Below are 22,882 nucleotides of genomic sequence, written 5' to 3'. Positions count from 1 at the left end.
GAAAAAAGTGGAACAGCCCCTTCTCGATCAACCTCGTCTCTGAACAAAAGGGATAATCATGCAAAGCGATGTGAGAAAGGGGCATAAGGGTAGGAGATGAACGCGCGCTGCCAATCGTTACCGTCTCTGAAGATAGCTGATGCGGTGCCAGATATGGTAAGATAGAGGGAGCAAAAGCCCATGGCTGAAAGTTGGGGTGAACTTGATTCATGCAAGGAAAAATTCTGGTCGTGGATGACGAGAAACCCATTGCGGATATTTTAAAATTTAACTTGGAGAAAGAAGGCTACGAGGTCGTGCTTGCCTTCGACGGGATTGAAGCGACCCAGCTGGCCTTCTCCGAACAACCGGACTTGATTCTGCTCGATTTGATGCTGCCCGGCAAGGATGGAATGGACGTGTGCCGGGAGGTGCGGGCGAAGCTTGAGACGCCGATCATCATGCTGACGGCGAAGGACGGAGAGATCGATAAGGTGCTGGGCTTAGAGCTGGGCGCTGACGATTATGTGACCAAGCCTTTTAGTACCCGCGAGCTGTTAGCCCGGGTGAAGGCGCAAATGCGGCGTCAACAGAAGGCAGCTGCGGCGGCTGAAGGTGCGGAGGAAACGAAGCAGGGCATCAGTCTGTTCGAGCTGTTTATCGACACAGATATGTATACGGTCTATAAGAACGGCGAGCCGCTGGACCTGACGCACCGGGAGTTCGAGTTGATGCATTACCTGGTGAAGAACTCTGGCAAAGTGATGACCCGCGAACACCTGCTGCAAGCGGTGTGGGGCTTTGAGTATTTTGGCGATGTTCGCACGGTGGACGTGACGATTCGCCGGCTGCGTGAGAAGATCGAGAAGGATCCGAGCAAGCCGGAATACATTTTGACGCGGCGGGGATTGGGGTATATGATGCGGAGCTCCAAGGCGGGTGGACTCTAGAATGAATCTGCCCTCTTTTTTTCGCACGATCCAGGCTAAACTGATTATTATTTACGTGCTGCTCATCCTGATTGCCATGCAGCTGATCGGGGTGTATTTCGTGAGCGCGATGAAGACCTCGCTGACCAGCAACTTCACCAAGGAGCTGCAGGAGCGGGCGGAGCTGCTCTCCGTGTTGGCGGCACAAAACCTGGGCGTGACTGGAGAGTCGGCGGAGGAATCGTTAGAGAATTTGCGTGTATTGGTTAACAACCTGTTTAATATCGGCGGGGCCGAGATTCAGGTGCTCGATGCGAGCGGCAAGGTGCTGACGACGTCCAAGCCATCCCACGCCGATTACGTGGGCACGAAGAACACGCAGACGGTCGTGAGCCGGGCCCTGCAGGGCATCCGCGATAACGAGGAGTACATCATCGACGAGGACAACGTCCGGAAGAAAGTCGTCGCCAAGCCGGTCGTCAGCGGCGGGAAAATCGTCGGCGCCATTTACATTGCGGCGTCGATGAGCGAGCTGTACAGTACGATGGAGCGGATCAACAATATTTTTATATCCGGGATCTTGCTGGCGTTGGGGTTGACGGCGGTATTAGGCGTGATTTTGGCGCATACGATCACCTCGCCGATTAAGGAGCTGACCCGGCGCGCCACGGCGGTGGCTGAAGGGCAGTTCCATCAGAAAATGCCGGTGCTTGGCAATGACGAAATCGGCCAGCTTAGCAAGGCGTTTAACTACATGACCAGCCGGCTGCGCGATGCGCTGGCGCAGAACGAGGAAGAGAAGGAGAAGCTCGCTTCGATCCTCACGAACATGAGCGACGGGGTGATCGCCACCGACGAGACAGGCCGAGTCATCCTGATGAACCGGCGTGCGAGCGAGATGCTGGGGACGTCGGATACGGATCTCGATCAGGCCGATATCATGTCGCTGATGAACCTGCCGGATGAGGAATGGGACGTGCTGGAGCAAGGAACGATGCACTCGACGATCCTTGAGAATACCGGGCCGGACGGCGACGTCTTCTTGATCCGGGTGACGTTTACGCCGATTCATCGGCGGGAAATCGGGATCATTGGAACGATCGCCGTCCTCCAGGACGTCACCGAACAGGAGAAGCTGGAGGCGTCGCGACGGGAGTTTGTGGCGAACGTGTCGCACGAGCTGCGGACGCCGCTGACGACGATCAAGAGCTACACCGAAGCGCTGGAGGATGGCGCGATGGAGGATCCGGAGCTTGGGCCGCGGTTCGTGTCCGTGATCCAGAGCCAAACCGAGCGGATGATCCGCCTGGTCACCGACCTGCTGCATCTGTCGCGGTTCGACTCGCATGAGGCTGAGTTGCGGAAGCAGCCGACGAACGTGATGGAGATGCTGGAGGATGTGGTGGACCGGTTTTCTTTTCAAATGCAGGAGAAAGAGATCAAGCCCACGCTGTTTATCGCCAATGACGTGGATACGGCCTGGATTGACCGCGACCAGATTGACCAGGTGCTGGACAATCTGATCTCCAATGCGATGAAATATACACCGGAGGGCGGCGCCATCGCGCTGGAAGCTCGCTTGACCGAAGACCGTCAGCTAGCCATTTCGGTGCAGGATACCGGAATCGGGATTCCGAAGAAGGATCTGGACCGGATTTTTGAACGTTTCTATCGCGTCGATAAGGCGCGTTCACGGAATATGGGCGGGACGGGCCTAGGCCTATCCATTGCCCGGGAAATTGTACGGGCGCACGGCGGGACCATATCTCTGCAGTCCGAATTGGGCAAAGGCACGAAGGTGACCTTTACGCTGCCGGCGGAGAAGCAAGGAGGCGAAGCGCGGTGAAGGAGAAGGTCAAATCGCTGACGCTGGCCTTGCTGGTCGCGTGCAGTTTGGTACAGAGTTATTTTCTTATCTATCAGTTGCCGGGCAGCAATCCGGTGGTCAAGTCGGAGAGCGACTATATCCGTACGGAGAACATGGGGACAACCCTGGAAGCGGATGTGATGCTCTTTCCGGCGCAAATCGCCGTGCATTTGGGCGAGGAGCGGCACACCGTGTTTTATCCGGATTCGACGTTTTACAAGTTGATCTACAACCGGCTGAAGGGCCGCCAGTTCGACGGGTTCCAGCGATACGACATCGATAATATGAATTGGACGGACATTCGCAGCAAGGATATCGGTGTGGAACTGGACTTTGGCGGAGGCGTACCTGTGGAGCTGCTGCAGAAGGTGATGCAGATCGCGCCGGACCCGCTGTTTGACGCGGAGAGCGTTAACCGGCTGATGATCTTTAACTCGGGAAGCGACGATCAGGTGCGCGTGTTCTTCTTTAGCTCGCGAGGCGACGTGGTGTACGAGGCAACCAAGGCCGATTTGACGGTGCAGGACGTGCAGCAACAGGTTGATTTTGGCAAGGATTGGGTGCCGTATACGTTAACGGATGGCTATTATGTCCCCGAGAAGTCGATTGATTTGGTCGAAACCGGCTTGAACATCGGGTTGTATACGACGGAGCAGATGCAGCGAAGCTTGTTCTTTGATCCGAGCATCACCCGGTACATCCGGGAAAAAGACGGCTCCGAAATCTACACGGACAGTAAACGCAGCCTTCAGGTTAAGCAGAACCGGAACTGGATCAACTACACCGATCCGGCGGCTCCTTCAGCGGGCGAGAACAGCCCAAGCAAGAACGTGCTGTCGGCGATTGACTTCGTGAACCAGCACGGCGGCTGGAACGGCAATTACCGGTTGGAGCAAACGACCGAAGGCGTTGAGGAAGACCAGCATCGGGTGGTGTTCCAGCAGTATTACGGAACCGGGCAATTTGGCTCCTTCCCGATCATCGACCTGTCGACGTTCCATTACGGAGCGATCACGCTGGAAATGCGTCAAGGCACAATCACCGGCTATGAACGGTCGTTGATTTACGGCTCCGGCGGCAGCTGGGAGAAGAAAGTCGTCTCTCTGCCCGGCGGCAAGGCGTTGCGGGAGAGCATTGCGGCGCTTAATGCGGAGGCGCGGATTGCCAACTTGTATCCGGCGTACTTGCCTTCTCTCACCGAGCAGGGGCTGCTGCTGAAGCCGACTTGGGTAGTCGAGCTAAGCAACGGCGCGACCCGGGTGCTGAGCTTGGGAGCGGTGGAGAAGACCGGAGCGGATGTGGACACGGGTGCAGGTTCAGGAACGGCTACGAAGTAGTGTGCGTGGTACTCGCGTAAGGTTGGCGCGGATGGGCTTAGAGCCGAGGCAGTGGCGTTGAATGTGCTTCTTAATGAGAGACTTAATCTGAACGAAAGGGGGGTGAACCATGGATTGGGGACGGGCGAAAAACGTGTTGATCTACGCCTTTTTGCTGCTGAATCTGGTGCTGGGCTATCAACTGTGGAACGATCTGCGGGAGCAGGCCGACTCCAACCTGGATATCACCGCCCTGGAAAATAACACGCAGCAGGCGATGGATGAGAAGAACATTCGCGTGCTCGCCAAAATTCCGACGGAGACGCCGGAGCTGCCCAAGATCGCTTACCGGTTCTTGGACGATGCGCAAAGCGGCAAGCTGATCGAGCTGCCGGTGCCGGTGGACAGCAGGCTGATTTTTGCACCGCGGGAGTTAACGGCTGCGTTGAAGGACAGCATTCCGGACATCGGGGATTACCGCTATGATGAAGTGGCGAGCAGCGCAGACGTGTTCGTTCTACACCCGCTGGTGGACGGGAAATGGCCGCTCTTCAAAATCGAGCTCAAGCTGTTGGGCAGCAATCAGAAGATCATTTCGTACCAGCGCCGTGCGATTGAGATCAGCTATCCGGAGGAAGAGAAGCCACAGCGTGTGCTCTCGGCCTCCAAGGCGCTTGGCAACTTGATCGAGAACTTCCTGCCGGAAGGCTCGGTTGTGACCGAGGTCGAGTTAGGATATTACGGCGAGGTGTTCGATTCGGACGCGCATCTGCCGGCTGCTCCGGCTTGGCGATTTATGCTGGAGAGCGGCAAGGAGTATTACGTGCAGGGCATCAGCGGTGATGTCATTAGTCCGAATACAGAGAAAACGAAGGAGTAATGGGAGATTATGGGGATCCGATTTTCGGTGCTGTCGAGTGGTTCGACGGGAAATGCAACACTGGTGGCCAATGGGGAAGTCACACTGATGATCGATGCCGGCTTTAGCGCCAAACGCATCGAAGAACTGATGATGGAGCGCGGGGTGAGCGGGCAGGATTTGACAGGCATTCTGGTTACGCATGAGCATTCGGACCATATCAAGGGCTTAGGCGCGGTGGCGCGAAAATACAATCTGCCGGTATACGCTAACGAAAAGACGTGGGCAGCCATGGAAAAGGCGATTGGGAACCTCGCAGACGACCAACGCTGTATTCTGGGGACCGGAGAAACCCGCGATTTCGGCTCGCTCCGCGTGGAGTCGTTCGCCATCTCGCATGACGCCGCTGAGCCGGTGGGCTACAACTTTTACGACGGCAAGGAGAAGCTGAGCGTATGCACCGACCTGGGCTATGCCAGCGACAAGGTGAAGGAAGCGATATATGATGCCGATGTGCTGGTGCTTGAGGCGAATCACGATATCGAGATGCTGCGGATGGGACGTTACCCGTGGAACATCAAGCGGCGTATCCTCGGCGACTTGGGGCACTTGTCCAACGACGCGACCGGGGAGCTGATGAGCGAGATTCTGAACGGCCGTCTGAAGCGGACGTATCTGGCCCACCTCAGCCGCGAACACAATATGCTCGATCTGGCTAAGATGGCGGTTCGCAGCGCCATGGAGGATCGCGGCTGCTTCTTCAAGGACAGCGAGTTCAAGCTATGCGATACGTACTATGACCGGCCGACGCCGTGGGATGTGGTGAGCGAGCGGTAGCATATATTGTATATGATTTTTCGAATATAATGTGTTGCGGATAGAGGAAAACGGTGAATTGTATTCGATTTTTCATATAGAATCGGGCCGATTGAGCTTTCGAGGCAAGAATGTGTATGAAAAATCGAATAGATTGGGTTGAAATCGCCGAAACTGGCGAAATGTATTCGATTTTTCGCATACATTTACCGCGTAGACAAGAAGACCGCCTGGTTGGGATGGGATCCCTAGGCGGTCGTTTTTATTATAGCTCCCACCCCGGCAAATACGCCTTGGTGTTGTTCAGCATCGTTGTGAACAGCTCCTCCGCTTGCGAAGGAGTCAAGGTGGAGAGCAGCGGGTCGTTCAGGAAGGCGCGGAAGGCTAAGTCGCGATCCTTGGTTAAGGCTGCTTTCAGAATCGTCTCCTGGTTGTAGACGTGCCGGGTAACCAGATTGTTGATGTCCTCCGGCAAGCTGCCCGCCATCACCGGCTGGACGCTGTTCGCACCGAATACGGCGTTCGTCTCCACGACGGCGTTCAGCGGCAGTGAAGCCACTTGACCGCGGTTCGGCAGGTTGACGTTGGTGATCATCGGGGCGCTGGCACCGGTCAAGCTAAGCAGCATGGCGATCCCTTCCTCGCCGCTGGATTTGAGCGAGAACGTCTCCTCGCCGGCAACAAGACGGCGGCTGCGCTCCCGCAGCTTCTGCAGATTGTTGATCCGCCAGTCGACGGTCGTCAGGCCGAATTTCCACTGCTTTACGTGCTCGGGGCTCCGCAGATACCAGGTGTTTGGCATAAATTCGGCCAAATGTCGGTCACCGGCAGCGGCGATCAGGCCGAAGCGGCGGAACAGGTCGAAATGAATGCGGTTCGCGGATGCAAAGCTGTTGTTCATCCAGTGGTCTTTTTGCCCATGGGTACTAAAGCCTTCTTCGGCATATTTCTCGGCAAAAGCCTGATATAGCGGGAATAGGTCCGTACCGCGATAGGAAGCACGGTCCAGCCAGGTGAAATGGTTAATCCCCAGCACATTTACCTCGATCTCTTGGCGCCGGACACCGGTTACCCCCGTCATGTCCTCGAGCATCTCGGCAAGCAGCTCCTGCGTGCCGAAGACCTCATGGCAGCAGCCGAAGGCTTTGATGCCTGGGAACACCTCGTACAGCGTGCGGGTCAGGACGCTCATCGGGTTCGTGTAATTGATGACCCAGGCGTTGGGGGCATGGTCGCGAATTGCTTCGGCGATTTCTACGTACATCGGGATACTGCGCAGCGCGCGAATCGCTCCGCCCGGGCCGACGGTATCGCCCACAGACTGGTAGATGCCGTAAGCCTCCGGTGCGTGCACGTCGGAGCGCATCTCCTCGAACGTTCCGGGAAGGATGGAGATGATGACAAAGTCGGCACCCTTGAGCGCTTCCGGTAACGTCTGCACCGCTTCGTAACGCCAGCGTCCCACCGCATCAGGATGATCTTGTAAACGGTTACCAATGATCTCATTTGCTTGGGCTGCCTCAAAGTCGATATCGTATAAGGCCACGTGTCCCGAAAGCGCCGGTTCCAGAGCCAAGTCGCTCATTAATCCCCAGGCCCAGCCGCGGGAACCGCCGCCGATATAAGCGATCTTCAAATGTTTGACCATTGTGGCTTCTTGCATATCGTTCACTCCCTTGATTGATGTTACAATAAACATAGAGCAAAAATAGAAAAGTTACTGCACGGATTTTGTTAATTTGAGCTGGCATTCTACATTTTTTGCTGTCGAGAGACGAGCGTGTTGGGAGGGGAGCAGAATGACGTTGGAAGGGCAGTTAGCGCCGATTCGCCGGATGCTGTTCATCGAGGCAGCGAAGCAGCCCGGGCGGTTCTCGATGGATGGGGAGCATTTTCACGATGCGTGGGAGATTTATTATCTGGTGTCCGGGGAACGGTGTTATTTCATCAAGGATCAAATCTATCGCATCGGTGCAGGCGATCTGGTGTTGATCCCGGTGAATGTGCTGCACAAGACATCGCCATCGGGGAAGCTGTCGCAGCCCCATGAGCGGATCCTGGTGAATTTCCGTACGGAGGTGGTGAGCGCGCTGCTGCCCGGGAGGGAGGAAGAGCTGGAGCAACTTTTTGCCAAGTATCCGGTTCTGCGTTTAAGCGCCGAGGAGCAGCAGCTTGTGCAACAGCTGTTAGCTCGTATGCTGGCAGAGCAGAAGCAGCAGGCAGGCGGATATGAGGAATATTGCCAACTGCTGCTGGCTGAGTTGCTGCTTAACCTGCTGCGCCTGGCGAACGCTCGGCCAAACCATGATGGGGAAGAAGGGGGCGGGAAACGCCCCTACCGGGAAATTGCTGAAGTCGCCCGCTACATCAATGCGCATTACGATGAGAATCTCAGCTTAAGCGATCTCGCCAATCGATTTCATCTCAGCCCGTATTACCTCAGCCATCTCTTCCCCAGAGTTACCGGGCTGACGCTGGTCGCTTACATTAACCGCGTCCGCATCGAGGAAGCCTGCGCGCTGCTGCGCGAAACGGAGCTGCCTGTGACCGAGATCGCGTACCGCGTTGGCTATCAAAGCGGCACCCACTTTGGCCGCGTGTTCAAGAAGGCCAAGGCGGTGTCGCCGCAAAGCTACCGGCGCGAGCAGCGGATGCTCAGCGGCGGGGCGGGGGTGCGGTAAAAGGGGAGTGGTACAGGTTAACGTAACGACCTTAACCCGCATCATCGCCGCTCTTCACTCGCGCTCGGTCAACGGCCGCTCTTCTACCGCGGGCACGGTTAACTCCACCATCGTGCCCAATCCCGGCTTGCTGCGCATCCGGAAGGTAAATTCGTGCTCATAGGTTAATCTCAAACGCTTGCACGTATTATACAGTCCGACATGCTCCGTCCGCTCCTCGTCGGAATGCAGCCGCTCCACGAGCTGGCGCAGCTCCTCTGGCGGGATGCCGCAGCCATTGTCGATTACGGTAATGAGCAGCCGATCCTCCTTCCGCCGGAATTTCACCTTGATCAGGCCATGTCCGTCTTTTTCCTTAATGCCGTGGTAGATGCTGTTCTCAACCAAAGGCTGCAGCACCAGCTTGATCGTGTACAGGCGGGTGATCTCCTCCTCGTAGTCGAAATGGACGTCGAACTTGTTTTTGTACCTTTTTCGCTGGATATTGACGTAGCTGACGGTGTTAGCGATTTCTTCGCCCCAGGTGACGATTTTGGTCGGGTCGCTGAACGAGTAGGAGAGGATATCGGACAAGTCCTCGATCATCTCGCTGGCTTTGTTCGGCTTGCCGGTCAAGGCCACGGACTCCCAATACACCGAATGCAGCGTGTTGTACAAGAAATGCGGATTGATCTGCGATTGCAGCGCGAGCAGCTCCATGACCTGGAGGCGGTATTTTTTCTCCAGCAGCTGGGTTTTGATGTACCGGTGTTCGATAAAATGGGTGATCATGTTCTGGATGATATAGGAGTATTCGTCCCGAACCTTCAAAGGCGGCTTCAACGGCACGCAGCTGTCGTCGGCCGATTTGATCAAGGTGCGAATCATCTTGAGCTGCTTATAGTTGCGGCGGATCAGGTAAAACGTCAACGCAAACCCGCAGGCGACCGCGATCACGGCGAACACCAGCGTGTAGTTGAAAATACGCGTTGGCGTTTTGTATAACTCGCTGTGCGGGATCACCGAGACGTACTTCCACTTGTACCGCTCGGATTCAACTTTGGTCACGTTCACCTTGCCTTGGGGCGTGTCCATATCGAAGAAGGACGCCGGATTTTCGGCAATGGACCGGAGTTCGCTCTCCTGCAGCCGATCGCCGTGATGATTAGAGAAAATAACGTGGTTCTCCTCATCCAACACAAACAGCTGCTGGTCCGGGTACTTGGTGATGTCGTCCAAAATGCTCTCGATATACTTCGGCTTAATGTTCAGAATGATTGCGATCTTTTGCGGCACCAGCACGTTATAGAAGGTGACGATCGGCGTCGCGTCCGATTCGAAATCGTAAAACTTGATGTTCCGCCGCGACGTCCATTTGGCCGGCGGTCCGGTATAGTCCATAAAAGCATCATACCAAGCGGTATCATAAAAATGATCCAGCGTCACCAGTCCCCCCACCGACGACAGGAAACGCTGATACGGGTTGTCGACGTACAGGTAAAAGGATTGGATATACGGTTTCGCGCTCGTAAATCCGTTGAGGAAGCTGGAGATAATCCGGTATGAAGTGGAGCTTTCGTAGGTGTAATGCGGATTTTTCAATACGGCCGAGAGTTCGTTGAAGATCGCGGTATTATCGTAAAGCGCCAGATACAGCGTATCGATTTCGTTTAGGATCATCTCCAGTTGGGTCTGCGATTGATGAAGCAGGAAGCTGCTGTTCTGGTTGATGTCTCGCTTGACGTCGTGTTGTGTCGTCAGGAAGGAAAGCGAGCCAAGCAGGACGATGGGCACGAGCAGCGGAACAAGAAACGCGGTCAGCTGTTTGGCGAAATATTTATCTCTCATGGGCTCGAGGGACCGTTTCGGAATTCGCTGGGCGTTTGACCGTAATAGCTTTTAAACGTCCGCGTGAAGTTTTTGGCGTTGCTGTAGCCGACTTTTTCGCTGATTTCGTAGGTTTTGTAGCTCACGTCCCGAAGCAGAGCGGCTGCCATTTCCATTTTTGTCTGCAGCACGTAGTCGGAGAAGTTTTGTCCGGTTTTTTGCTTGAAAAAGAAGCTAAGATAGTTGGCATTCATATGCACAAGCCGCGCGACCTCCTCAAGGGAGGCATTTTTATAGTTGGCTTTGACGTATTCCTTGATCTTCTGGATAATGAGGCTTTCGCCGCCTTGTCCGGGTGCGGAGGGGTTCGGCCCCAGATCTTGGTTTTCCGCAGCAGCCTCTGCTTCCAGTTCCTCTTTGATCTTGCCGAAAACATCCAATAGCACATGATATTTGGCCGGCTTCAGAATGTAGTTGATGACGCGAAAATGCAGGGCCTGCTGGGCATATTCAAAATCCCGGTATCCGCTGAGAAAGACGACCTTAATCTGCCGCCGGTGGTTGTACAGCTGCTCGGCCAGCTCGATCCCGGACATCACGGGCATCTTAATATCGGTCAGCACGATGTCAACGCGCTCGCCTTCGGCGATCAAACGGAGCGCTTCTTGGCCGTTGTTGGCCTGGCCGACGACCTGAAAGCCTACTTCGTTCCACGGAAAATAACTCGACAACGCTTCGCGCGTCTCCGCTTCGTCATCTACGATTAACAGGTTATACATTCGCTCACCCCGGCTTCTATGAAGTCAAATGTAATGGCATACATCGATTATAGCAGATCGCCCGAAATTGGTTGTAAGCGTTTAAACAACGGACCGCAAACATGTGAAAAAACGATTCTTTTTATAACAAGAAGATACCTTGGAGTAAAATTTCCGCGAAATGTGATACCTTTTTCTAAGGACAGCTACCTTATCGAAGGGCCGAAGCCGATTTTATAATAAAAGCGCTTACAAATTTAGTGAGTCCTAAGGGGGAAATGAATGATGGGAAGAAAAAAAGTTTGGGCGCTGGGCTTGGCCATGGCACTCCTTCTCGCACTTCTGAACGGCTGCTCATCCGGAGGGAACGAGGCGGCAAACAACACCTCCACTTCAGTCAATAACGGATCAAGCGAGAATGCCGGGGATACGGGGAATCCGGTGACCTTGCGTTTCAGCTGGTGGGGCGGCGAGGATCGTCATGCGGCTACGCTGGAGGCGATCGAGGCGTATAAGAAAATCGCGCCCAATGTCACCATCGAGGCGGAATATCAGGGCTTTGACGGATACGAGCAAAAGATCAAAACCCAGCTGACCAGCGGCACTTCGGCTGACATCATGCAGCTCGACCTGCCGTGGGTCCAGGAACTGGTGACGAAAGGCGACTTCTTCGTCGATCTGAAGACGGTGGGAGATTTCGATGCCACGGGGTTCGATCCGACGTTCCTGGACAACTTCGGCGTTTATGACGGCAAGCTGGTGGCAGTGCCAACCGGCGTTAACGCCTACTGCTTGATCATCAACAAGACGCTGGCCGATCAGTTAGGCATCCCGACGGACATTCAATGGGATTGGGATACGCTTTACGAGCAAGGCAAAAAGCTGCATGAAGCCGACAGCGGTAAATACCTGCTGCTGGCCGACCACGCGGCGTTAACCCAGGATTTCCGGACGATGCTGAAGCAGCGTACGGGCGAGCAATGGATCAAAGAGGACTATACCGTAGGCTTTACGAAGGAAGATGCGGTAGCCAGCTTCGAGTGGCTGCAGAAGGCGATGGAAGCGGGGGTGTACCAGCCGCTGGGTGAAGCCGACCTGTTCTTCGGGAAGCTCGATCAGAACCCGAAATGGATCAATCAAGAAATGCCGATGACCACGTCGATGAGCAGCACGCTGCCCACGTTGAAGACGGTACTGCCGGAAGGAACTGAAATTGTAACGGCGCTCCCGGCGATCGCCAAGGATGCCAAAAACACCGGCGTCGTCGTCCGTCCGTCGCAGCTGTTCGCGGTCAGCCAAAAAAGCCAACATCAAGAAGAAGCCGTGAAGTTCCTCAACTGGTTGATGAACGATCCAGAAGCGGCGGTGATCCTGGGCAGTGTCCGTTCGATTCCGCCTGTGAAGTCGTCGCAGCAAGCTGCCGTGGAAGCCGGCAAAATCGATCCGGCGATTACGAATGCGGTGGAGCTGGGGCTCGAGAACGCGGGTCTCGTGGACAACAGCATCTCTAACAACTCGGAGGTTGCAAAAATCCTTGAGGACGTCATTCAGAAGGTCAGCTATAACAAAGCCACGCCGGAGCAGGCCGCCGACGAGCTGATCGCCAGCTTAACGTCCAAATTGGCCGAAATTAAAGACCGTACTCAATAAACAGGTCGTAAGCGGTAGGAGGGAGAGGGTCCGTCATGATTAAACGCAAGCGGAACTATCAGTATGTCGGACTGCTGTACATTTCGCCATGGATCATCGGGTTATTGCTGTTCCAGTTGTATCCGTTCTTGTCTTCGTTTTATTACTCGTTTACGAATTACAACATGGTTAGCGCCCCGACATGGACGGGTTGGGACAATTACGTCAAAATTTTTACGGGGGACCCGGAGTTTTACCAGTCCCTGAAGGTCACTGGCATATACGTGGTGCTGGCCGTTCCGGTCAAGCTCGCCTTCGCCTTGTTTATCGCCATGCTGCTAAGCGCGAAGCTGAAGGGCATCAACTTCTTCCGCACGGTGTATTATCTCCCCTCCATCCTGGGGGGGAGCGTGGCGATCTCCGTCCTCTGGCGTTTCCTGTTCATGAAGGAAGGGGTCGTGAACGCCATGTTGGCCCGGCTCCATCTCGGTCCGGTCGATTGGCTGGGCAGCCCGGATGTGGCCCTGTATACGCTGGGCTTGCTGACCGTGTGGCAGTTCGGCTCTTCGATGGTGTTATTTTTGGCCGGTCTTCAGCAAATTCCGAGCGAACTGTATGAGGCCGGATCGATTGACGGCGCCTCCAAAACGCGAATGTTCTTCAAAATCACCATTCCGCTCCTGACGCCTATCGTCTTGTTCAACCTGGTGATGCAGATGGTCAATGCGTTCCAGGAGTTCACCGGTGCCTTTGTCATTACCGGAGGGGGACCGCTGAAATCGACTTATCTGTACGCGTTGAAGCTGTACGAAGAAGCTTTTACTTTCTTCAACATGGGTTATGCGTCGGCGTTGTCCTGGGTGCTGTTCGTGATCATCATGGGCGTGACGGCGGTTATTTTCAAGAGCTCGGGCAGCTGGGTGCATTATGAGGATGGGGGGCGATGACATGAGAGCAGGCGTTAGTTTGAAAAAAACATGGGCGAACTACCTCTTTCTGATCGTGCTCGGTTTCATCATGGTGTATCCGCTGCTGTGGTTGTTCGCTTCTTCGTTCAAGACCAATGCGGACATCTTTGGCTCAACGAAGCTGCTGCCAAGCAGCTACGTGTGGGATGCCTACTCACTGGGCTGGCAGGGCACGGGCCAATACGGGTTCCAGGACTTCTTCGTGAACACGTTTATCTTGGTCGTGCCAACTGTGTTGTTTACGATCCTCTCCAGCGTGTTGGTGGCGTACGGGTTCGCTCGGTTTCATTTCCCATTGAAGACATTGCTGTTCTCCATCATGATCGCCACCTTGATGCTGCCCAACGCTTCGATCATGATTCCCCGGTACATTTTGTTTAATAAGCTAGGGTGGCTGGATTCGTACCTGCCGTTTATCATCCCGGCGGCCTTCGCCACCGGCGCGTTCTTCGTCTACCTGATGATCCAGTTCATCCGCGGCTTGCCTCGGGATCTGGACGAAGCGGCGACGATCGACGGGTGCAACTCGTTTACGGTGTTGACCCGGGTGCTGCTGCCGCTGTGCAAACCGGCGATCTTCTCGGTGGGGATTTTCCAGTTCATGTGGACGTGGAACGACTTCTTCAACTCGATTATCTACATCAGCAGCGTGCGGAAGTTCACCGTGTCGCTGGGGCTGCGCTTGTCGCTGGACGCCTCGTCCGCGGTCTCCTGGAACCAGGTCATCGCGATGTCGGTCGTCAGCATCGTACCGTGCATTCTGCTGTTCTTCCTAGCTCAGAAATACTTCGTTGAGGGGATTTCGACAACGGGGTTGAAGGGGTAAAAAATAAAATCCCCTCCGTCCAAAACCGGAGGGGATAATGACTTATTTAAAGAAGTTCGGCAAATACTCTTTGTTCGCTTCCAGCATTTCATCGAGCAACTTGATGGCGACGCCGACGGATGGAACCAGCGGGGTGACCACGCAGTTAACCTCGATGCTGGCGTCGTCCGGTAGAAAATCGAGGATGCCATTGTTAGCCACGTTCATCGTCTGAATTTCGTTCTTACCGTTATACAGCGAACACATCAGGTTTACCGCGGCCTCCGAGTAGTAAGCACCGCCGCGTTGCTCCAGCTGCTTCGGCTTCTCCTTCAGCTCGACATCGCTGTAGAGCTTGAACCGCTCTTCTTCAACGCGCTTGACGACCTCGGCGCGGTTTTCCCCTTTCTTCAGAGATTCCAACTGCTCCTCGAGCATTTCGTCCGTCATGTAAAAATACTTCAACCAGTGCAGGTGATTCAGGCCAACGAATTCCGCATACACCCGGTCCGGGGTCACGCCGTACTTACTGGATACTCGCTTGATTAAGCCGATTGGAGCGTTACAAAGGCCGATGCTCTTCACGGGACACGGGTTGCAGCTGGCCGCGTTCGTGCCGGTGCCGCAAATCAGGGTTGTCAGAGGAAGGAGTTGGGGATTTACGGCTGTCCTATGTAATGTAAGATCACATCTAAAAAATGAAAAACCAGCCCGTATCTCGCCGTGCTTGGCGGATCAGGGCTGGCTGGTTATCCATTTTAAACGGTGGGATAGGGGGGCGGGGTCATAAATCCGTCGATTTCGAGCGCTTTTTTCTCGATCTCCTCCCGGGTTAAGATGCCCTTCTCTATAAGTAACTCCATGATGGCGCTTAAGGTCACTAGCTGGTGATAATGCTCTTCCTTCATATCCGCCAGCTTGGCGAGCACATTCACTTCGTTCATCGGCGTGGAATAATAGGAATCCATCTGATTACCTCCTTCAGGCAGCCGTGCAAGGCACACGGTTGAATGATTTTTCTTTTGGTCTGCGATGGGTAAAGCCCACGGGATGTGGGTAAAATTGCCGTTTTTTCCCTGATAGAAATCTGCTTCTAAACCATCAAAATATGGTAAAATAAATCTATCAATCTATCGCATTAATATAGTGTAGTCATGGGCAAGGTCAAACATTCCAGTTTTCAGAAAAAAAAGCGGTAAACTTCTCAAATTTCAGGCAACCTATCTTCGGTTCATGACGTTAATAAAATTAAGGATACGCATGAATATGGCTTTGCTGTAATGGCATAAAGTTGAAGGGGATCTTTGCCTGGGGCAGATGGCATGTCGATGCCAGGCCTTTTGGGAAGGCATGATGGAGGGGGAGAATAGAGATGGGATGGTTTGACGATGACTTTTATTCCACCAAGGTTCCGGGGCGTATGCGCTTGTCCGAAGGCGGCAGCTTGCGGCGTTGGCGCGGTAGGCCGCGTAGGCATCGCCTGGAGCTGTCCACGCTGCAGATCTCTTTAATCTCTTCCGTTCTTAGTGCGGTAGTGGCCGTGCTGTTATTCAGTTTCATTACGGGGCTTCCTTCTTCATCGAACCGCCATGTTGCAACCAGCAGTGCGGTGTTGCTCTCGGATGCCGGCGATCCTTATGACCGGATCAGCGCGGCGGCGGCCAAAGTGGCGCCCGCTGTGGTGAGCATCCTCAATCATGGGGAGCTGTCGGATGGCGATCCGGAGCAGGCGGCGCTGGGTTCGGGTGTGATTTTTAAGAAGGAGAAAGGAAAGGCCTTCATTATAACGAATACGCATGTCATTAGCGGTGCAAGCGATCTGGAAATTGTGACGAGCGACGGAGCCTCGCGTAAGGCAGAGGTTGTCGGACAGGATTCGATCAACGATATTGCGGTGCTGGCCATCGACGGACAAGGCATCGATACGGTGATCGAGCTAGGTGATTCGAAGAAGCTGCGGGCCGGAGAAACGGTCATTGCCGTCGGCAATCCGCTGGGCCTTGGAGGGACGCTGACCTCCGGGATCGTGAGCTATACCAGCCGGATGATTCCGGTGTCGCTGAACCAGGATGGCGTGTACGACTGGGAGCAGGAAGTGATCCAGACGGACGCGGCGATTAATGAGGGGAACAGCGGCGGAGCGCTGGTAGATTTGAACGGCCGGCTGATCGGCATCAATACGATGAAGATTTCCGATACGGGCGTTGAGGGATTGGGTTTTGCCATCCCGGTGAATGAAGTGATGAAGACGGTCGACGATTTGCTCCTGCACGGCAAGGTGGTTCGTCCATATATGGGCGTGTACACGTTGGACCTCAACAACCGCTATTCTCCGATCACTGACGAGCAGCGCGAGGATCTCAACCTGCCGAACCATGTCACCGCAGGGGTGATCGTCTTGGAGGCCCATGGCCCAGCGCTGAAAGCGGGACTGAAATTAAACGATGTCATTACCCAGCTCGACAAGCAACCGATCAAATCGACGTTGGAATTGCGCCGGTACTTGTATGAGCATAAGAAGATCGGGGATGAGTTGGAGGTTACGTACTACCGTGACGGCAAGCTGGAGAAAGTGACCTTGGAGCTGACCGATAAGCCGTCGGAGGCGGAAATCGAACAAGGATTAGACGATAACGAATAAACATATTCCATGGAGAGATTCCGAAGTCATGACAGACGTAGATAGAAGCGACTGGAGTGGGGGAGGAATCTCTTTTTTTGCGGGGAGCTGAAGGAGGATGGAGATGAACGGAACCTATTCGTTTTCGGGTAAGGATCGGCGTCACCTGTTAGAGCAAATGGCCAATCCGGCTGAGCCGCTGGACCTGTTGGTCGTGGGCGGCGGGATTACCGGGGCTGGAATCGCCCTCGATGCGGCGGCGCGGGGGATGCGGGTGGGTCTTGTGGAGATGCAGGACTTTGCCGCGGGAACATCAAGCCGTTCGACGAAGCTAGTCCATGGCGGCTTGCGTTACCTGAAGCAACTGGAGATCGGCGTTGTGGCGGAGGTAGGGCGCGAGCGGGCGATCGTCTACGAGAACGGCCCGCATGTGACAACGCCGGAATGGATGCTGCTGCCGATTTATCGGGGCGGGACGTTTGGCCGGTTCAGCACGTCGCTGGGGTTGCGCGTGTACGACTTCCTCGCGGGGGTGAAGCGCGGGGAGCGGCGCAGCATGCTGTCGGCGGCGGAGACGCTGGCGAAAGAGCCGCTGCTGAAGCAAGACGGTCTGCTGGGCGGCGGGTACTATGTGGAGTACCGTACGGACGACGCCCGTCTAACCCTTGAAGTGCTCAAGGAAGCAGCGGCCCGTGGGGCGATGCCGGTCAACTATACCAAGGTGACCGGGTTTCGGTACGAAGGCGCGCAGCTGGTGGGCGCTGAGGTGACGGATCTGGCCGAGGGGCGGACATATGAGTTGCGCGCCCGGAAGATCGTCAATGCGGCGGGCCCGTGGGTGGATGCGCTGCGCGAGATGGACGGGTCAAAGCAGGGCAAAATGCTGCAGCTGACCAAAGGCGTGCACCTGGTGTTCGACCAGGGGCGGTTTCCGTTGCGGCAGGCGGTTTATTTTGATACGCCGGATGGCCGCATGGTGTTTGCGATTCCGCGCGATGGCAAGACCTACGTGGGCACAACGGACACAGTGTACCACGGCGAGATTCATCATCCGCGGATGACGGAGGCGGATCGCGATTATATCTTGGGTGCGATTGACGGCATGTTTCCCGGGCTGGCGATCACGGCGGCGGACGTGGAATCCAGCTGGGCCGGCGTGCGGCCGCTCATCTACGAGGAGGGCAAATCGCCTTCGGAAATTTCCCGCAAGGATGAAATTTGGGAGTCCGCGTCCGGCCTGATCACGATTGCTGGCGGCAAGCTGACCGGCTACCGCAAGATGGCGGAGCTGGTCGTGGACCGCGTGGCCGCCAAGCTGATGCGGGAATACGGCCGGAGCTTCACGCCCTGCGCAACCCGGCTGCTGCCGATCTCCGGCGGGCAGGTGGGCGGCTCGCAGGGACTGCTCGGCTTCGTGGCACGCAAGGCGCTGGAAGCGGCGGAGCGTGGCATCCCGAAGGATCTTGCCGCTAAATGGGCGGCTAGATATGGATCCAACGTGGACCGGCTGTTGGCTTTGGCCGACGATGCTGCGGCTACGGGCGAGCCAGCCGACTCGGCCGGTGCAGCCCGGCTCCCGCTGGAGGTGGCTGTTCCGCTGAGGTATGCCCTGGAAGCGGAGATGGCGATGACGCCGGTGGATTTTTTTGTGCGGAGAACAGGGGCTTTGTTATTTGATATCGCATGGGTGCGGCGGTGGAAGGAGCCGGTCGTCGATGCGATGGCCCGGTATTTCGACTGGCCGGAGGACGTGAAGCGCCGGCGGGCGGAGGAGCTGGAGCAGGCGTTGACGGAGGCGGTTTTTCCCGTAAGTGAAGAGTAAATCGTTTATTACAGGTGCAAGGATTTTGCCCTCGATCTGTCGAAATACATCCAAGAGAGCAAGCAAAGAGATCGAAGATGGAAAGAGGGCAGGGGTTCATGAAGAATGGATGGAAGCGCGGGATTCGCGGATTGGTGATTCTCGCGGGGTTAGGAGCAGCCTGGTTGGCTGCGGGCTCAGCGGTTCAAGCGGCTGCGGTGGACTTTAAGGATGTACCGGCATCCCATTGGGCTTATGACAAGATCATGTGGGCGAAGAACAACGGTGTGACCGACGGGTATCCGGACGGCACGTTCCGCCCGGCACAGTCGGTGACGGAAGCGGAGTTTCTGAGCATGCTGGTGCGGGCCTATCCAGAGATCAAGCTGGATAAGGTGAATGAGCAGGAGGCCTGGTATACGCCTTATTACAACTTGGCCTTCGAATTGGCGTGGCCGGTTAGCGACAAGCCAAATGAGCCGATTACGCGCGGATCGGTGGCTCGGTTGATGGCGGCTTTTTACGGGCAGAGCTTGAGTGAAGATGAGGCGGTACAGTGGATCCTTGCTCAAGGCTTGGCCCAAGGGAAGAACGGTGCCGGCGTAGAAGGCTTCGCGCCCAAGGACGCGGTGTCGCGGGCGGAAGCGCAGACGTTCCTGTATCGGCTCAAGCTGACGCTGCCCAAGGCGACAAGCCCGGATCTGATCAAGCCGGAGATCCAGCTGCAAGGCGTGAGGATCGGCGATTCGACGAACCGCGTGATCGAGCTGCTCGGCGAGCCGGCTCGTAAGGACGCGACCAACTACGGACTGGAATGGTACATCTATAATAAGGATTACAAGCATTATACGCAGGTTGGCGTAGCGGGCGGCAAGGTCGTTGGCTTGTTTGGCAATCATGACGAGTGGCAGTTTGCTCCCGAGGCCGAGAAAGGGCTGGAGAAGTTGCGGAGCAGCCTCGCGGCAATCTGGGACAAGAGCGAGCACCCGCCGCGAGAGTATGTGGAGACGTATACGCCGAGAGGGTTGTACATCAATCTGTACCTGGACAAGCACGAGAAGTACCGCGTGGACGGGGTGCTGCTGATGGACAAGAAGTTTACGGAGAGCCATGTGTACGCCCCGAATACTCCGGAGTCGCTGAAGGCGACGGAGCGGGAGATTTTTGACCTGACCAATGCGTTTCGTGCGCAACGAGGCTTAGGCGTGCTGAGCTGGAATGAATCGGTGGCTGAGGTGGCTCGCGCGCATAGCCGGGATATGGCGGAACGGAATTATTTTGAGCATGATAATCCTGAAGGGAAGTCGGCCGGCGACCGCATGATGGCTCGCGGGATTCCGCAGTTCCGGGCTTGGGGCGAAAATATCGCCGCCGGTTATCTGGATGCGATCGACGGGCACTATGGCTGGCTGAATTCCTGGGGCCACCGGGAGAATATGCTGGAGCCCGTGTTTACGATGCTGGGTGTGGGTGCGGTAGACGGACTTAGCAGCAGCGATTACAGAACGTACTACACGCAAAACTTCTATACGCCGCTGTAAGCTTGGCTAAGCCTGGCCGGGTCTGCTCGGTTGTCAGAGTAAGATCGTTGGTTTTTTTGGCCAGTAGGGGGAGGAACCGCTTGCCGGAAGTGACCGGGGCGGTTCCTTTTTTGTACGGAGTATGGTAGAAAAGATAAAGGATAACCTGTTAATACGTAAGTCGGCCGCAGGAGTGCGGTACAGAGAAAGGATGCTTTGACTATGTACGTCGTTTGCAAAGATCATGTGGAACTGGCCATCGATATGTTCGTGGATGAGTTTGAGGATGCCCCGGATGTGGTCGATTTGGAGCACACCAAGTTTATTGATTGGGAGCCGCCGGTGAAATGTCAGGAATGTGATCAGGAGGCGCGGTTTTTGGTGGTGTAGTGCGGGTGCAGATGCAGGTGCGGTACACAACTGAATGAGAGACGAAGAACGGGGCGACGGCATGGGATGGCTGGCCCCGCTGTTTTTTTAGATTTCAGAAAGTATACACTTCGGACGGACGATAACGGAGGATGTTACGGTGCAGATTCAAATCGTGGCGGTCGGCAAATTGAAGGAAAAATATCTGGTCCAGGGCATTGCGGAGTACGCCAAGCGCCTGGCGCCTTACGTGAAATTTCAAGTCGTGGAGGTCCCCGACGAGAAAGCGCCGGAGACGATGAGCGAGGCGGAGCTCATCGGCGTCAAGGAGCGCGAGGGCGAACGCATCCTCGCGCACATCAAGAGCGACGCGCATGTTATCGCGCTCGCGATTGACGGCCAGCTCTGGAGCTCGGAGGAGCTGGCCGCTTGTTTGGACCGGCTCGGCACCTACGGGACGAGCCATGTCGTGTTCGTCATCGGCGGCAGCCACGGGCTCGCCGATGCGGTGCTCCGCCGCGCGCAGCAGCGGCTGTCGTTCGGGCGCATGACGCTGCCCCACCAGCTCATGCGCCTGGTGCTCACCGAGCAGATTTATCGCGCGGTGAAGATCAATCGGGGGGAACCGTATCATAAATAAGGCGAAGGCAGGCACAAACTTAAAGTTTTCTTTACATTTCAATATATAGATTTTCAACCGTGGTATTATATTGATTGATTTTTTTAGCATATGATGTCTGTTTTTGTTGATGAGGAGGACTGATATGAAAAATACAGTGAAAAGAGTCACTTCGATATTTATCATCATGCTCATGGTGATGGGAAGTATACCAGGAACACAACTATTGACAAACAGAGGAGAACGGGTTTAATATAACGGTGTTATATAAATATAACTAAGTTACAGAAAGAAGGACTCGTATGAAATCACTCTCTGCAGTTATTGTTGGCGGCGGTCTCGGAGGACTTGCATTAGCGCAAAGTCTGAAGAAGCATCACATTGACTTTGTAGTTTGTGAACGCGAGCAGGAAGGACAATTTCTTCAAACCGGTTATCGTATCAAAATCAATGACAACGGAATGAGTGCGCTGCGGTTTTGTCTGCCTGAGAAGCTTTACGATCTCTTTATGGAAACCTCCGTCATGGGACCGGAACACCCGATTTTCTTAAATCCAATTTCTCTCGAGCTGATGGAAGAACAGCACCCAATGTACAACAAGGCGAAAATCACGCCTGGCGTCAATCGTTTTACTTTCAGAGAAGTGTTGCTTGGTGAACTCAATGACCATATCCGTTACGGATATCGGTTTACCCATTATGAAACGTTGGAAAACGGCCGCTTGAGAGCTTGGTTTGAGAATGGAGAGTATATCGATGCGGATGTCCTTGTTGGCGCTGACGGGGGAGGATCGAAGGTTCGCCAACAGTATAAACCTGGGGTGAAAATTTTTGATACCTTGGGAAGAGCTCTTTATACAAAAGTATTTCTGGATGATACTCGGAGAAAAGAACTCGATCAGCTCATTGGGGACGGCAGCATGAGAGGCCTTTTTAGCCCGGAAGGAGAGGGTCCGGTTTCCCTGCTTCTTGAAGAAATGGCCTTCAAGCCGAATATGGAACGATTGCCGGAATCCATGTCCCTGAATGTGAAAATTACTCCACAACAGGATTACTTGTATGCTGTGTTTGCGTGCTCGCCTGAGTGGTTTGGGATGCCTGACGAGCAGCTTTTCCAATTGAATGGTTCGGAATTGTTGTCCCTTGCTCAAGAGAAAACCAAACATTGGCATCCCCAAGTCAAACGGATGTTGGAACTCGCAGAGCCAGAGAAAACGGCTGTTTATCACTTGCGTAATGTTTTGCCATATAAGCCTTGGAAAGAAACCACCTCTTTGGTATTGCTGGGGGACGCCTTGCATCCGATGACACCGGCTGGAATTGGCGGGAACGCGGCACTTTTTGATGCCTATGAGCTATCGAAAGAATTAATCAACGTCAAAGACGGGAAAAAGGAACTTTTGTCAGCGTTACGTGATTATGAGGTGGCTGCGATTGAACGTGGGATGCGGGATGTTCGCCTCTCCTCGAAAGCAGGGGAAAGCATGTTCAACCAGAAGCCGTTGCCTGAGGAAGATGTAGAGTTGGAGGAATAGGGGTT

19 protein-coding genes and 1 pseudogene are annotated in these 22,882 nt (G+C 54.9%); 15 read left to right on the top strand and 5 right to left on the bottom strand.

All coding sequences use genetic code 11. The features are described 5' to 3' along the window. Positions 1–209: 209 nt before the first annotated feature. The 5 genes from yycF (at position 210) to U9M73_RS17485 (ending at position 5,787) form a co-directional block, all read left to right on the top strand. A complete protein-coding gene (yycF, locus tag U9M73_RS17505) occupies positions 210–929 on the top strand; it encodes a response regulator YycF (RefSeq protein ID WP_009223378.1) in 720 nt (239 codons plus the stop codon). Between the two features lies 1 nt (position 930). After that, on the top strand, positions 931–2,754 hold the full coding sequence (gene walK, locus U9M73_RS17500; RefSeq protein ID WP_036644081.1) for a cell wall metabolism sensor histidine kinase WalK: 1,824 nt from the start codon (positions 931–933) through the stop codon (positions 2,752–2,754). Continuing rightward, the gene (locus U9M73_RS17495; RefSeq protein ID WP_323078297.1) at positions 2,751–4,112 is read left to right on the top strand and encodes a YycH family regulatory protein; all 1,362 of its coding nucleotides are present in this window, start codon (positions 2,751–2,753) and stop codon (positions 4,110–4,112) included. The genes walK and U9M73_RS17495 overlap by 4 nt, the downstream gene beginning before the upstream one ends. Positions 4,113–4,221: 109 nt before the next feature. Further along, a complete protein-coding gene (gene yycI, locus U9M73_RS17490; protein WP_260071655.1) occupies positions 4,222–4,971 on the top strand; it encodes a two-component system regulatory protein YycI in 750 nt (249 codons plus the stop codon). Between the two features lie 9 nt (positions 4,972–4,980). Next, positions 4,981–5,787: an MBL fold metallo-hydrolase gene (locus U9M73_RS17485; RefSeq protein WP_009223382.1), complete on the top strand. Its 807-nt coding sequence runs from the start codon at positions 4,981–4,983 to the stop codon at positions 5,785–5,787. 244 nt (positions 5,788–6,031) lie between these two features. Here the strand turns inward: U9M73_RS17485 and U9M73_RS17480 are convergent, their stop codons facing one another. Further along, positions 6,032–7,429 carry a family 4 glycosyl hydrolase gene (locus U9M73_RS17480; protein WP_323078295.1) on the bottom strand — a complete coding sequence of 466 codons (1,398 nt, stop codon included), beginning with the start codon at positions 7,427–7,429 and terminating at the stop codon, positions 6,032–6,034. Positions 7,430–7,565: 136 nt separating this feature from the next. Here U9M73_RS17480 and U9M73_RS17475 point away from each other — a divergent pair, with 136 nt between their 5' ends. Then, positions 7,566–8,447 carry an AraC family transcriptional regulator gene (locus U9M73_RS17475; protein ID WP_051417006.1) on the top strand — a complete coding sequence of 294 codons (882 nt, stop codon included), beginning with the start codon at positions 7,566–7,568 and terminating at the stop codon, positions 8,445–8,447. Between the two features lie 54 nt (positions 8,448–8,501). Here U9M73_RS17475 and U9M73_RS17470 read toward each other — a convergent pair whose 3' ends face one another. Both U9M73_RS17470 and U9M73_RS17465 read right to left on the bottom strand, forming a co-directional pair. Next, entirely contained in the window at positions 8,502–10,274 is a 1,773-nt protein-coding gene (locus U9M73_RS17470) for a sensor histidine kinase (protein WP_323078293.1), read from the bottom strand. Then, on the bottom strand, positions 10,271–11,032 hold the full coding sequence (locus tag U9M73_RS17465; protein ID WP_009223386.1) for a response regulator transcription factor: 762 nt from the start codon (positions 11,030–11,032) through the stop codon (positions 10,271–10,273). The genes U9M73_RS17470 and U9M73_RS17465 overlap by 4 nt, the downstream gene beginning before the upstream one ends. A gap of 264 nt (positions 11,033–11,296) precedes the next feature. Between U9M73_RS17465 and U9M73_RS17460 the strand changes: the two genes are divergently transcribed. From U9M73_RS17460 to U9M73_RS17450, 3 genes are read left to right on the top strand one after another with little or no spacing between them, the layout of a single operon-like run. Continuing rightward, entirely contained in the window at positions 11,297–12,661 is a 1,365-nt protein-coding gene (locus U9M73_RS17460) for an ABC transporter substrate-binding protein (protein ID WP_232228347.1), read from the top strand. A gap of 35 nt (positions 12,662–12,696) precedes the next feature. Next, positions 12,697–13,587 (top strand): carbohydrate ABC transporter permease, encoded by an 891-nt coding sequence (locus tag U9M73_RS17455; RefSeq protein ID WP_009223388.1) that lies wholly within the window; start codon positions 12,697–12,699, stop codon positions 13,585–13,587. Between the two features lies 1 nt (position 13,588). Continuing rightward, positions 13,589–14,434: a carbohydrate ABC transporter permease gene (locus U9M73_RS17450; protein WP_050769681.1), complete on the top strand. Its 846-nt coding sequence runs from the start codon at positions 13,589–13,591 to the stop codon at positions 14,432–14,434. Positions 14,435–14,476: 42 nt separating this feature from the next. On the opposite strand, the pseudogene U9M73_RS17445 reads toward U9M73_RS17450, so the two are convergent. After that, positions 14,477–14,998 (bottom strand): annotated as a pseudogene (locus U9M73_RS17445) (family 4 glycosyl hydrolase); the annotation flags it as partial. A 173-nt stretch (positions 14,999–15,171) separates the two neighbouring features. Further along, complete coding sequence (locus U9M73_RS17440; protein ID WP_016314543.1) at positions 15,172–15,381, bottom strand: hypothetical protein; 210 nt, start codon at positions 15,379–15,381, stop codon at positions 15,172–15,174. Positions 15,382–15,785: 404 nt separating this feature from the next. On the opposite strand from U9M73_RS17440, the gene U9M73_RS17435 reads away from it, so the two are divergent. The 6 genes from U9M73_RS17435 (at position 15,786) to U9M73_RS17410 (ending at position 22,877) form a co-directional block, all read left to right on the top strand. Continuing rightward, the gene (locus U9M73_RS17435; protein WP_028539280.1) at positions 15,786–17,054 is read left to right on the top strand and encodes a S1C family serine protease; all 1,269 of its coding nucleotides are present in this window, start codon (positions 15,786–15,788) and stop codon (positions 17,052–17,054) included. Between the two features lie 103 nt (positions 17,055–17,157). Beyond that, positions 17,158–18,855, top strand: coding sequence for a glycerol-3-phosphate dehydrogenase/oxidase (locus U9M73_RS17430; RefSeq protein ID WP_311202298.1), 1,698 nt, complete (start codon positions 17,158–17,160; stop codon positions 18,853–18,855). 98 nt (positions 18,856–18,953) lie between these two features. Continuing rightward, positions 18,954–20,375: a CAP-associated domain-containing protein gene (locus tag U9M73_RS17425; protein ID WP_323078289.1), complete on the top strand. Its 1,422-nt coding sequence runs from the start codon at positions 18,954–18,956 to the stop codon at positions 20,373–20,375. Positions 20,376–20,576: 201 nt separating this feature from the next. After that, the gene (locus U9M73_RS17420; RefSeq protein ID WP_009223395.1) at positions 20,577–20,744 is read left to right on the top strand and encodes a CxxH/CxxC protein; all 168 of its coding nucleotides are present in this window, start codon (positions 20,577–20,579) and stop codon (positions 20,742–20,744) included. Between the two features lie 139 nt (positions 20,745–20,883). Then, the gene (gene rlmH, locus U9M73_RS17415; RefSeq protein WP_009223396.1) at positions 20,884–21,363 is read left to right on the top strand and encodes a 23S rRNA (pseudouridine(1915)-N(3))-methyltransferase RlmH; all 480 of its coding nucleotides are present in this window, start codon (positions 20,884–20,886) and stop codon (positions 21,361–21,363) included. Between the two features lie 281 nt (positions 21,364–21,644). Further along, a complete protein-coding gene (locus U9M73_RS17410) occupies positions 21,645–22,877 on the top strand; it encodes an FAD-dependent oxidoreductase (protein ID WP_323078286.1) in 1,233 nt (410 codons plus the stop codon). The last annotated feature ends 5 nt before the right edge of the window (positions 22,878–22,882 follow it).

Origin of the sequence: Paenibacillus phoenicis, assembly GCF_034718895.1 — a bacterium.
GTDB classification, from domain to species: Bacteria; Bacillota; Bacilli; order Paenibacillales; family Paenibacillaceae; genus Fontibacillus; species Fontibacillus phoenicis.
The sequence above is the reverse complement of the archived record's forward strand: the minus strand, read 5'-3'. Positions and strand labels throughout refer to the sequence as shown.